Genomic DNA, 11,712 nt, shown 5'->3' on the forward strand with positions numbered 1-11,712 from the left:
CCCGATGAGCACCCCCGCCCCTTCCTCGGCCGAACCCCTGGTGGACGTGCGCGACCTGCGCGTCACCTTCACCGGCGGCCGCCGGCCCGCCCAGGTCGTCAACGGCGTCACGCTGCAGATCCCGCGTGGCCAGTCGGTCGCGCTGATCGGCGAATCCGGCTCCGGCAAGAGCGTCACGCTGCGCACGCTGCTGCGCCTGCACCCCGAGCGCCGCACCCGCATGGAAGGCCAGGTCCACGTCGGCGGCCGGGACATCCTGGCCATGAAGGAAAAGGAACTCTGCGCCTACCGCGGCAAAGTCACCTCGATGATCTTCCAGGAGCCACTGCTGGCCCTGGACCCGGTGTACCCGGTGGGCGCGCAGATCACCGAATCCCTGCGCCGCCACGAAGGCCTGAGCGCCGCCGCCGCCGAGGCCCGCGCGTTGGCGCTGTTCGAGCGGGTGCGCATCCCCAGCCCGGCGCAGCGGCTCAAGGCCTACCCGCACGAGATGTCCGGTGGCATGCGCCAGCGGGCCATGATCGCGCTGGCCCTGGCCTGCAACCCGCAGGTGCTGCTGGCCGACGAGCCCACCACCGCGCTGGACGCCACGGTGCAGATCCAGATCCTGCTGCTGCTGCGCGAACTGCAACGCGACCTGGGCCTGACCATCCTCTTCGTCACCCACGACATCGGCGCCGCCATCGAGGTGGCCGACCGCATCGCGGTGATGTATGCCGGCCGCATCGTCGAGGAAGGCACGGCCCGCGAGCTGATCCACGCCCCGCGCCACCCCTACACCCGCGCCCTGCTGATGAGCCGGGCCCACGGCGCGATGGAACGCGGCGCGCCGCTGCAGACCCTGGCCGGCTCGCCGCCGGACCTGACCGCCCTGCCGCCCGGCTGCGCCTTTGCCGCCCGCTGCCCGCTGGCCGATGCCGGCTGCCGCGCCAGCGTGCCCGAGGCGGTCGAGCTCTCCCCCGGCCATGTCGTGCGCTGCCTGCGCCTGGCCGAAACCGCCACCCCGGTGGCCTGACCGAACCGCACCCCACCATGCCCCTGCACGATCCTTCCCACGGCTTTCTGCCCTATCCCGAGGCCCCCGTCCCCCACGCCGGCACCGGCCCGTTGATCGGCCTGTCCTTTGGCGTGAAGGACCTGTTCGATGTGGCCGGCTACCCCACCGGCGGCGGCAACCCCTTCGTGCTGGCCGCTTCGGGCATCAAGACCCGCACGGCCCCCACCGTGCAGAAGCTGCTGGACGCCGGTGCCCGCATGGCGGGCAAGACGGTGACCGACGAGCTGGCCTTCTCGATGAACGGCAACAACGCCCACTTCGGCGCGCCCGTCAACGGCGCGGCGCCGGAGCGCATCAGCGGCGGCTCGTCCTCCGGCTCGGCCGCCGCCGTGTCCTGGGGCCTGTGCGACTTCGCCCTGGGCACCGACACCGGCGGCTCGGTGCGCGCGCCGTCCAGCCACTGCGCGCTCTATGGCCTGCGGCCCACGCACGGCCGGGTCAGCCTGCAAAACGCCCTCGACCTGGCCCCCAGCCTGGACACCTGCGGCTGGTTCGCCCGCGAGGTGCAGACCTTCGCCCGCGTGGCCGATGTGCTGCTGGACGCCGACCCCGCGCCGCTGCCTGCCAGCGTGCGCCTGCTGCGCCCGACCGACATCTGGGCCCTGGTGGAGCCGGCCGTGGTCGACGCCCTGGCCCCCGCCGTGGCGCGGGTCGAAGCCACCCTGGGCGCGGCCCAGCCCACCACGGCCGTGCTGGACTCGCTGAACACGATGTACTGGGCCTTCCGCTACGTGCAGGGCCGCGAGGCCTGGCTGGTGGACGGCCCGCTGATCGAGCGCTATGCACCGCCGCTGGGCCCGGGCGTGGCCGAGCGCTTCGCCTGGTCCAAGCAGGTCACCGATGCGCAGGTCACCGAAGCCCGCGCCTTCCGCGCCCGCTTCCGCGCCCATCTGGCCGCGCTGCTGGGCACGGACGGCGTGCTGGTGCTGCCGACCATGCCGGACATCGCGCCGCTGCGCAGCACGTCCGAGGCCGATCTGGAAACCTACCGCAACCGCGCCACGCAGATGCTGTGCATGGCAGGCCTGGCCGGCTTCCCGCAGCTGTCAATGCCGCTGGGCCGGCGTGAGGGGGCGCCGCTGGGGGTGTCCTTGCTGGGCCCGGCCGGCAGCGACCGCAGCCTGATCGCCCTGGCCGAGCGCATCGCCGCGGCGGCCTAAGCCAGCCGGAGCTCGACAGGCCCGTCCAGGGCCTGTTCCTCGCAGTCCACCGCGGCCGCGCGGCGCTCGATCACGACGAAGTCCCCTTCGTCGATGGCCAGCAGTGCGTGGTGCCAGGTGCCCGGGGCCAGCACAAAGCCCTGGTCGCCCCGCACCGCAAAGGCCCGCAAGGCGTCGGCAGACAGGGGCTGCCCCGCGGGCGCCACCACGATCACGCAGCGCGCGCCGGCCAAGGGCACAAAGGTCTGAGAGCCCAGGCGATGGCGCTCCAGTTCACCCAGCCGCAGTGGAAAAGCCCGGGCTTGCGCGTGGAACAGCGCCAGCATCGGGCAGCCGCCCTCGGCCTGCAGGTCCACGTCGGCCAGCAGGTCATGGCGGCGGGAGGTGCCGCCGTTGATGGCGCGCCCGCCCTGGCCGGCGGGCCGCTCGATCACCGTGCCGAACGGCGCGAAACCTGCGGCCGTCAACGGCACCGGCAGCAGTCGGCGCATGACGCGCCGATCAGTGCTGCAGGATCTTGGACAGGAAGTCCTTGGCGCGCGGGCTGCGGGCTTCCGGATGGCCGAAGAAGTCGTCCTTGTTGCAGTCCTCAATGATCTTGCCGGCGTCCATGAAGATCACGCGGTTGGAGACCTTCTTGGCAAAGCCCATTTCGTGCGTCACGCACATCATGGTCATGCCCTCGTGGGCCAGCTGCACCATCACGTCCAGCACTTCGCCGACCATTTCCGGGTCCAGCGCCGAGGTGGGTTCGTCGAACAGCATCACGATCGGGTCCATCGACAGGGCGCGGGCAATGGCCACGCGCTGCTGCTGACCGCCGGAGAGCTGGCCGGGGAACTTGTCCTTGTGCGCCATCAGGCCCACGCGGTCGAGCATCTTCAGGCCGCGCTTCTTCGCATCGTCCTTGCTGCGGCCCAGCACCTTGATCTGGGCCAGCGTCAGGTTCTCGGTCACCGACAGGTGCGGGAACAGCTCGAAGTGCTGGAACACCATGCCCACGCGGCTGCGCAGCTTGGGCAGGTTGGTCTTGGGGTCGGACAGGCTGATGCCATCGACCACGATGTCGCCCTTCTGGAAGGGCTCCAGCGCATTGACGGTCTTGATCAGGGTGGACTTGCCGGAACCCGAGGGGCCGCAGACCACCACCACCTCGCCCTTTTGGATGCTGGTCGTGCAGTCGGTCAGCACCTGGAAGCTGCCGTACCACTTGGAAACGTTCTTGATATCAATCATGGCATTGACGCGGGTGGGTGATGCTTAGCGAACGATCGCAATCTTCTTCTGCAATTGCCGGACCAGCATGGACAGACTGAAGCAGATGGCGAAATAAACGACGGCGGCGAGCAGATAGGTCTCGACCGGCCGGTTGAAGTTCTTGCCGGCCACCTCGAAGCCCTTGAGCAGGTCGTAGGCGCCGATGGCGTAGACCAGCGAGGTGTCCTGGAACAGCACGATGGTCTGCGTCAGCAGCACCGGCAGCATGTTGCGGAAGGCCTGCGGCAGGATCACCAGCTGCATGGTCTGCCGGTAGGTCATGCCCAGCGCATAGCCGGCATACCCCTGCCCCTTGGCCACGCTCTGGATGCCGGCCCGCATGATCTCGGAATAGTAGGCGGCCTCAAACACGGTGAAGGTCAGCACCGCGGAGAGCTCGGCCCCCATGGCTTCGCCGGTCAGCAGCGGGATCAGCAGGAACACCCACAGGATCACCATCACCAGCGGCACCGAGCGCAGCGTGTTGACGTAGAACGAGGCGGGCCCGACCAGCCAGGGCTTGCCCGACAGGCGCATCAGCGCCAGCAGCGTGCCGATGGCGATGCCGCCCAGCATGGCCACCAGGGTCAGCTGGATCGAAAAGAAGAAGCCCTTGGCGACGAAGTCCGACAGGACCTGCCAGGAGACGAAGGAGAAGTCGAGGTTCAGCATCTCAGTGCGCCCCCACCATGCCCGGCACGCGCAGCTTCTTCTCAATGACGAGCGCGACACGGTTGATGGCAAACGCCGACACGAAGTACAGCGCCGTCACCGCCAGGTAGATCTCGACGCCGCGCGAGGTCTCTTCCTGCGCCTGCATCGCGAACTGGGTCAGCTCGGCAATGCTGACGGCAAAGGCCACCGAGGAGTTCTTGATGATGTTCATCGACTCGCTGGTGAGCGGCGGAATGACGATGCGCATGGCCATCGGCAGCAGCACATAGCGGTAGGTCTGCGGCAGCGTCAGCCCCATGGCCAGGCCGGCGTAGCGCTGGCCCTTGGGCAGGCTTTGGATGCCGGCCTTCACCTGCTCGGCCACCCGGGCCGAGGTGAAGAAGCCCAGGCCCAGCACCACCAGCATGAAGGGCGGCACGTCCCTCAGCGGCGGCACCAGCGAGGGCACCACGTGGTACCAGAGGAAGATCTGGACCAGCAGCGGAATGTTGCGGAAGAGCTCCGTCCAGGCATTGCCCAGGGCCACCAGGCCCTTGTTCGGCACCGTGCGCAGGATGCCCATCAGGGCCCCCACCACCAGCGCCACGACCAGGGCCAGCAGCGACACGCTCAGTGTCCAACCCCAGGCCGACATCAGCCAGTCCAGATAGGTGATGTCTCCCCCGCTGCCGAAGCAGCGCGGCATCACCTCGCCATCGATGGTGTTGCGGCAGAAGACCTGCCAATCCCAATTGCCCAACGGAGGAACTCCCGAGTGTCGATCAAAGAAAACGCGCAGCGGGCCGGCGCGTCAGCACCGGCCCGGGAGCGGGCTTACTTCTTGGCCGCGTAGTCTTCCATCGGCTTGTCGTTCGGGTGCGCCCAGGCGTCCTTCGTGGCGGCCGACAGAGCCAGACCCACCGGCACATTGGCGGGGGGGATCGGCTTCATGAACCACTTGTCATAGAGCTTGGCCAGGTCGCCGTTCTTCATCATGCCCTTGATGCTGTCGTCCACCGCGGTCTTGAAGGCGGGGTCGTCCTTGCGCAGCATGCAGGCGATCGGCTCAACCGACAGCACTTCGCCGACGATCTTGAAGTCCTTGGGGTTCTTGGACTTGCTGATGTTGCCCGCCAGGATCTGGCCGTCCATCACGAAGGCATCGGCGCGGCCCGATTCCAGCAGCAGGAAGCTGTCGGCGTGGTCCTTGCCATAGAGCTCCTTGAAGTCGATGCCGGTGGCGCGCTCGTTCTTGCGCAGGGTCTGCACCGAGGTCGTGCCGGTGGTGGTGGCCACGGTCTTGCCAGCCAGGTCCTTGATGGACTTGATGTTCGAGTTGGCCTTGACGGCGATGCGCACTTCCTCCACGTAGGTCGTCACGGCAAAGGCGACGTCCTTCTGGCGGGCGCGGTTGTTGGTGGTGGAGCCGCATTCCAGGTCCACGGTGCCGTTTTGCACCAGCGGGATGCGGTTCTGCGAGGTGACCGGCTGGTACTTCACAGTGATCGAGCTCATGCCCAGCTTCTTGCGGATGTCCTGCGCCACGCGCTCGGCCATCTCGGTGTGGAAGCCCACGTACTTGCCGGCGCCGACCGTGTAACCCAGCGCGCCGGAGGACTCGCGCACCCCCAGCGTGATGGTGCCGGTGTCCTTGATCTTCTTCAGGGTGTCCGTCGTCTCCGCGTGCGCGGCGCCGCCCAGCACGGCGGAAAAGACCGCCAACGCAAGCGCGGTACGGCGGGTCGGGGAAGAGATACGGGTTGGTGTCATCACAACTCCATCAAGGTCAAAGAAAACCGGGAACCGTCACACCCTCACGGCGAGGGGCGATCGTCCGGCTGGCGGAACAATTTGAGCAGAGCTTCCGACGCAGGCCAATTCAGGTTGAGCCCGCGGGGCGGAATGGGCCGCTGAAACCAGCGGGTGTAGATTTTCATGGCTTCGCCCGAGGTCATCACCCGGGTCAGCGCCCGGTCCACCACGGCTTTGAAGCCCGGGTCGTCCTTGCGCATCATGCACCCATAGACCTCGGCCGACATCGGCGTGCCGGTGACGATCCAGTCGTCCGGGTTGCGCGCCTTGGCCCGCTCACCATAGAGCAGCGCGTCATCCAGCATGAAGGCATCCACCTGGCCGTTTTCCAGCGCCTGGAAGGCGTCACCGTGGTCGCGCGCGGCCAACAACTGGATGCGCCCGCCGTGGGCCTCGTTGTAGCTGCGCAGCAGACGCTCGGAGGTGGTGCCAGCCGTGACCACCACACGCCGGCCCGCCAGCTCGGAAAAATCGCGCAGCCCACTGTCGCGCTTGACCAGCAGCCGGGTGCTGACCACGAAGAAAGAGGTTGAGAACGCCACCTGCCGGCCGCGCTCCACCGTGTGCGAGGTGGAGCCGCATTCCAGATCGACCGTGCCGTTCTGCACCAGCGGAATGCGGTTTTGCGAGGTGACCGGCACCAGACGCAGCGTCAGCGCCGGCAGCTTCAGCTCGGCCTTGATCGCATCGACCACCTTGAGCATCAGGTCCTGCGAATAGCCCACCACCTGGCGCTTGTTGTCGTAGTACGAGAACGGCACCGAAGACTCGCGGTGGCCCAGGTTGATGGTGCCCGTCTCGGCAATGCGGGCCAGGGTGGGCGATTCCGGCTGGGCCGGGCTGGTTGGCGCCTGCGGCGCGCCCCAGGCAGCCACGCCAGCGCCCATGCCCACGGCGGCCAGGCCCAGGGCCAGGCAGCAGGACAAGAGGGAGCGGCGCGCCGAAAACATGGGGGCCACTCTTGCAGGCAACGTGCCAGGCCCATTGATGCGGCGCAACACGCACCCAAGTGCCTGTCGCATCATGGGCGCTGGTCTGACGGCCGCCCACCCGGCGGCCCCACCACGGACGGATTTCCGTTCGCCCGTCGATCCAGGCGGACGGAAATCCGTTCATCCCCGCCTCTCCCCTGCCCTCCCCGCCCGGCCCCCCCCAAAGGCGCCGCTTTGCGCTAGGGTTGGCCCATGCAAAACCTGCTTCTTCTGCTGCAGGGCCTGGAGGTGGAACTGCACCACCCCGGCACACGCTGCAGCCCCGCGCGCCTGGACGCGCTGCTCCATCCCCAATTCCACGAGATCGGCCGATCCGGCCGCGCCTACGACCGCGAAACGGTGCTGGGCTTCCTCGCCTCCCTGAGCGAGCACCCGCCGGTGGAGTCGGAGGGGTTTGAGGTGGCGCTGCTGGCGCCCCAAGTCGCCCTGCTGACCTACCGCAGCGCCCATCGGCGAGCCGATGGGACTTTGCATCTGCACACCCATCGCTCGTCGGTGTGGGTGCAGGACGGCGGTGGGTGGCGGCTGAGGTATCACCAGGGAACGCCGTCATCCTCAAATTGACGGACTCAAGCCCGCTTTGTCTCGATGAGCCATTTGTCGTTCTGTTACGCAGTGATACCGTGTGAGGAATTGATCGGAAATTCAACCGCGACAGCTACATGGCGAAGATTCAATCGGGGATGTTCGGGAGCACCCCAGTTGTTGGTGGCGCAAAGTGGGGTCGATAACTAGTTAGGCATCAAGAAATCCTTATGCACATTATCGAGAACCCTCCGGTCAAAAGACTTATGCCCCTGCAAGAGATGCTTGAGCGCGAGCGTGCTCCAGGCATCGTTGACATTTGGGTGTGTGTCAAACCGTACTACCTTGCCATCGAACATGATGGCGACATAGTTGGCGTCGCTTCCATTAGCATGGGCGAGGATGTAGCAGAAATCTACAAAATCTATGTTTTGCCAAATCATAGAAGGAGCGGTTTTGGTAAGGCGTTGTTTGGCGAGACACTGAATCGCCTGTTCAACAGTGGAATTAGCGAAATCCTTGTGGAGACTGCTAGCGCAGAAGGCTTTGCACTTGTTAAATCTTCGGCTTCCAATTTTCAGCTGGTTGAATACGGCCCTGATAAATATGGCATCCAACTTAATGTGCGGACTGACACGTAAAGTGCAACACCCAAAACTGTCGGTCAGGGCATCATGAAAGCCTTCCACCTCGCGCCCCAGCCTAACTGTCGGTTCAACGCGGACGCCAACATAGGCCATGCCTTCGGCATTTTCACGGCCTATGTTGGTTCCCTCCAGCCTTCGGCTTCCGGCGCCGGTTAACCTGGGCGTTGAGGCTGTAGCAAAACCCTTTGAAGCGCTGATTAGATGCTTGTGCTGAAAGATCGAACGCTCAGATCGACCGAGGATCGCCGATCGAGGGATGGGCAAGGGGTGAAGGACCCCTGGATTCCGAGTGGTTCTTCATGATCGGACTTTTTCTACAACCTCGTTAGCCCTCAGAGATGCAGTCATGGCTACCCCTCGCGTTTTCATCAGCTCCACCTGCTACGACCTCAAGTACATCCGGGAGAACCTGCGGTACTTCGTCAAGACCCTCGGGTACGAGCCGATCCTCAGCGAAGACGGCAGCGTCTTCTACAGCCCCGCGCTCCACACTCATGATGCGTGCCTGACCGAGATCCCAAACACTCAGATGTTTGTGCTCATCATCGGCGGTCGTTATGGTGGAAAGTTTAAAGAGTTGGACTCGTCGATAACTAATGCTGAGTACCGGGAAGCTGTTAGACTCAAGATCCCAGTGTTCGCTCTAGTGGACAGCGCCGTCTACAACGAACATCACCTCTATCTCAAGAACGCAAAGAACACGGACGTCGACCTCACTAAACTGGTGTTCCCGGCCGTCGATTCCACCAAGGTTTTTGACTTCATTGACGAAGTCAGAGGTTCGACAATCAACAATGCCTTGGTTCCGTTCCGAGACTTCGGAGACATTGAGAGCTACTTGCGACAGCAGTGGGCAGCAATGATGTTTGACTTTCTCAGTCAGCGAAACGAGGGTCGGCGAGTTTCTGACACTCTCGCGACGCTCGCCGAGATGAACAGTCGTATCGAGATACTCTCAAAGCAGATCTTGGTGTCTGTCGGAACCGAGGATGCCAAGATTGATGCCGAGCTGTATGAAGAGATGCTCACGTCGGAGGCCATCCGCGACTTGGCGTATTGCAAGGTAAGGCCGACCCCAGTCCACGTCTTCGTCAATTCTTCCTATCGAGCCTGCGCCAAGTCACTCGGACTCAATCTCAAGATACTTGAGAGAGAGGGCAGCTCCATCTCTCCGAACGGCGAAATATCGAGGTATCGCTTCACCAAGCAATCCGCCGACTACAGGGCATTGAGACAAAACATGCTCGCGCTTCTCAAGGCTCGAGGAACAACGGCAGAGAAGTACCTCGGCAACCGGCCGAAAGCCATGCCGGGCGAACTTGAGCATGACGAAACTGAGGGCTAATTCCTCCATCGAGTGGACATTCCCATACAAGCCGGGTCATGCCGCTCATGTCGAACGTTGAGGCTGTAGAAAAATCCGCTGAAGCGCCGATTTGATGCTTGGGCTGAAAAATCGACCGCTCGGATCGATCCAGGATCGCCGATCGACGGCTGGGCAAGGGGTGAAAGACCCCTGAATTTTGGGTGGTTCTTGATGATCGGACTTTTCTACAACCTCGTTAGTCATCCTCCATCATGCGTAACCTCAAGTCTCTCGCTCTCGTTTTCATAGGTTTGGCATTCTTGGCGGGATGTGCAGGCCTGATGGCATGGGCTGTGTACGCCTTCTTTCAGTACCTCAACACCATTCCGAAAGAGCTTGCCGCGCCGCTGATAGCCGCTTCGGCTACCGTGTTTGTTGCCACGGCAACGGTAATGGTGGGTCGGTACTACGAGAGGAAGAAGGAACTCGACTCCCTGTACCGGGACAAGAAGACCGAGATCTATGATGAGTTCCTCAAGGAGTTCTTTGCGCTCTCTTTCAATTCTGGCGAGGACAGCGCGAAGGCAGAGAAGGATCTGGTTCCTTTCTTTCGAGATTTCACGCGCAAGCTTGTCCTATGGAGCGGCCCAGAAGTAATCGAAGCTTTCGTCGCCTGGAAGGATCACCTCGCCAAGGGAAACCCAGACGCGAAGTCGATCTTCCTCACGGAAGCATTCCTGCTTGCAATCCGCAAAGACCTGCGACACACGAACAGGTCGCTCCGCAAAGGGTTCTTTGCTCGCCTGTTCCTTCGCGAGGGCGCGCTATTCCTTGCAATGGCGGAGAAAGATCCGAACGTTACGTTGTCTGCGCTCGCGGAGATTGAGAATGCACTTGCGCTGCAAGCAACAGCGGTTCAGAAAGGCAGCTAACACCCCCGTCAAGGGGACGTCCCCCAAGCGGGCGACCCATACGAAAGTTGTTAGGCCACACAGAACAACCGTCCACCAGCATCAACACCTCAAGGGAGACCATCTTGGCCACAAGTGCAACATATCCGAAGATCGGCCGAAAGATCTGGGCGCTGGTCCGAGATCGATTCAAGAAATCGTTGCCTTCAACCGTGACACCAACATTCATCGGCTCGTTGGCGACCATGACAGACGCGTCGGCAAAAGCGAATGTCATCAGTCCGCTTCGGCAACTTGGCCTACTGGACGACGCGAACAAGCCGACTGAACTGGCAAGTCGGTGGAGGCACGACGACGAGTACAAGTCCGTGTGCGACGAGATACGCAGCAAGACATATCCCAGCGAGCTGCTGGAAGCTTTCCCAGACGCCGATTCAGGCCAAAAGAAGCAGATTGAGACGTGGTTCATGAAGGTTGGCCACGTTGGCGAGTCAGCAGCGCGGCTGTACACAGACACGTACATGCTGTTGACGGAAGCCGACGCTGGGAAGCTTGCGGAGAAGGCATCGAACGGCGGCCAGGCCAAGGCCTCAGCGACGAAGACTCCTCAGAAGCGGCGCAGCGCTCAGAAGGTCGAGAAGTCGGACCAGCCACCTGCTCTTCCTGCACACCCGCCTGCGCCTGTGGATCCGCCACAAAGCCACGGAACTCGTCGTCTGCCGGCGATCCACATCGACGTTCAGGTTCACATCTCCCCAGAGACACCACCCGAACAGATTGACCGAATCTTTGAGAGCATGGCCAAGCATCTTGGCACCTACATCAAGTAGATTAATGCCCGACCACCCGGTTACAGACGTTCTATCGCTTGCGGCTTCTCTCCAAAAGGCAGCGGCTGATGTTGTGCGACCATCGTCGGAGATCGCGCCATCTCGCAGCGAGCCCATTGTCTATATGGCCTTAGTACGAGGGACAAGGGGCTACATTGAGCGAGTTGCGCACCAAGTAAATGGTGCCTACGCCAACGGCTGGTACGACGCAAGCGCCGTTATGCTCCGCCGGCTGATCGAGACACTCATCATTGAGTGCTTTGAGGCCCACAAAATTGAGGCCAAGATCAAGGACTCCAGCGGGAACTACTACTTCCTGAAAGACTTGGTCGATCTGGCGTTGAGTGAGCACTCTTGGACACTAGGAAGAAGCGTGCGATCGGCTCTTCCAAAGCTCAAGGAGGTCGGCGATAAATCTGCTCACAGCCGCCGATACAACGCGCACCGGGAGGACATAGACAAGCTACTCAGAGAGATACGAGACACAGTGCAAGAGCTACTCGTGCTCGCTCGATTGAAGTAGCTGAACCGCCCCGGATTTCACGGAGGCCAGTTGGCTAA

General features: G+C 63.1%; 14 protein-coding genes. 8 read left to right on the forward strand and 6 right to left on the reverse strand.

The features are described 5' to 3' along the window. Positions 1-4: 4 nt before the first annotated feature. Both KGA65_RS10920 and KGA65_RS10925 read left to right on the forward strand, forming a co-directional pair. Positions 5-1,015, forward strand: a complete 1,011-nt coding sequence (locus KGA65_RS10920; protein WP_225863141.1) for an ABC transporter ATP-binding protein — start codon at positions 5-7, stop codon at positions 1,013-1,015. Between the two features lie 17 nt (positions 1,016-1,032). Beyond that, the gene (locus KGA65_RS10925; RefSeq protein WP_225863142.1) at positions 1,033-2,217 is read left to right on the forward strand and encodes an amidase; all 1,185 of its coding nucleotides are present in this window, start codon (positions 1,033-1,035) and stop codon (positions 2,215-2,217) included. Here the strand turns inward: KGA65_RS10925 and KGA65_RS10930 are convergent. The 6 genes from KGA65_RS10930 to KGA65_RS10955 all read right to left on the reverse strand — a co-directional run bounded on the left by KGA65_RS10930 (position 2,214) and on the right by KGA65_RS10955 (position 6,890). Continuing rightward, positions 2,214-2,708 (reverse strand): ureidoglycolate lyase, encoded by a 495-nt coding sequence (locus KGA65_RS10930; RefSeq protein ID WP_225863143.1) that lies wholly within the window; start codon positions 2,706-2,708, stop codon positions 2,214-2,216. The genes KGA65_RS10925 and KGA65_RS10930 overlap by 4 nt on opposite strands. A 10-nt stretch (positions 2,709-2,718) precedes the next feature. Further along, complete coding sequence (locus KGA65_RS10935; protein WP_225863144.1) at positions 2,719-3,453, reverse strand: amino acid ABC transporter ATP-binding protein; 735 nt, start codon at positions 3,451-3,453, stop codon at positions 2,719-2,721. 24 nt (positions 3,454-3,477) lie between these two features. Further along, a complete protein-coding gene (locus KGA65_RS10940; RefSeq protein WP_225863145.1) occupies positions 3,478-4,146 on the reverse strand; it encodes an amino acid ABC transporter permease in 669 nt (222 codons plus the stop codon). 1 nt (position 4,147) lies between these two features. Next, the gene (locus KGA65_RS10945; RefSeq protein WP_225863462.1) at positions 4,148-4,834 is read right to left on the reverse strand and encodes an amino acid ABC transporter permease; all 687 of its coding nucleotides are present in this window, start codon (positions 4,832-4,834) and stop codon (positions 4,148-4,150) included. A gap of 128 nt (positions 4,835-4,962) precedes the next feature. Beyond that, complete coding sequence (locus KGA65_RS10950; protein WP_225863146.1) at positions 4,963-5,898, reverse strand: transporter substrate-binding domain-containing protein; 936 nt, start codon at positions 5,896-5,898, stop codon at positions 4,963-4,965. Between the two features lie 44 nt (positions 5,899-5,942). Beyond that, the gene (locus KGA65_RS10955) at positions 5,943-6,890 is read right to left on the reverse strand and encodes a glutamate/aspartate ABC transporter substrate-binding protein (protein WP_225863147.1); all 948 of its coding nucleotides are present in this window, start codon (positions 6,888-6,890) and stop codon (positions 5,943-5,945) included. A 234-nt stretch (positions 6,891-7,124) separates the two neighbouring features. Here KGA65_RS10955 and KGA65_RS10960 point away from each other — a divergent pair, with 234 nt between their 5' ends. From KGA65_RS10960 to KGA65_RS10985, 6 genes are all read left to right on the forward strand, one after another. Next, the gene (locus tag KGA65_RS10960) at positions 7,125-7,496 is read left to right on the forward strand and encodes a nuclear transport factor 2 family protein (RefSeq protein WP_225863148.1); all 372 of its coding nucleotides are present in this window, start codon (positions 7,125-7,127) and stop codon (positions 7,494-7,496) included. A gap of 191 nt (positions 7,497-7,687) precedes the next feature. Next, positions 7,688-8,098 carry a GNAT family N-acetyltransferase gene (locus tag KGA65_RS10965; protein ID WP_225863149.1) on the forward strand — a complete coding sequence of 137 codons (411 nt, stop codon included), beginning with the start codon at positions 7,688-7,690 and terminating at the stop codon, positions 8,096-8,098. 352 nt (positions 8,099-8,450) lie between these two features. Continuing rightward, the gene (locus tag KGA65_RS10970; RefSeq protein WP_225863150.1) at positions 8,451-9,449 is read left to right on the forward strand and encodes a DUF4062 domain-containing protein; all 999 of its coding nucleotides are present in this window, start codon (positions 8,451-8,453) and stop codon (positions 9,447-9,449) included. Positions 9,450-9,751: 302 nt separating this feature from the next. Continuing rightward, positions 9,752-10,342, forward strand: a complete 591-nt coding sequence (locus KGA65_RS10975) for a hypothetical protein (protein WP_225863151.1) — start codon at positions 9,752-9,754, stop codon at positions 10,340-10,342. 104 nt (positions 10,343-10,446) lie between these two features. After that, entirely contained in the window at positions 10,447-11,151 is a 705-nt protein-coding gene (locus KGA65_RS10980; RefSeq protein ID WP_225863152.1) for a DUF5343 domain-containing protein, read from the forward strand. Positions 11,152-11,155: 4 nt separating this feature from the next. Then, on the forward strand, positions 11,156-11,674 hold the full coding sequence (locus tag KGA65_RS10985) for a DUF4145 domain-containing protein (protein ID WP_225863153.1): 519 nt from the start codon (positions 11,156-11,158) through the stop codon (positions 11,672-11,674). Positions 11,675-11,712 lie beyond the last annotated feature (38 nt).

This window comes from Ideonella benzenivorans, assembly GCF_020387415.1.
GTDB lineage: Bacteria > Pseudomonadota > Gammaproteobacteria > Burkholderiales > Burkholderiaceae_C > Ideonella > Ideonella benzenivorans.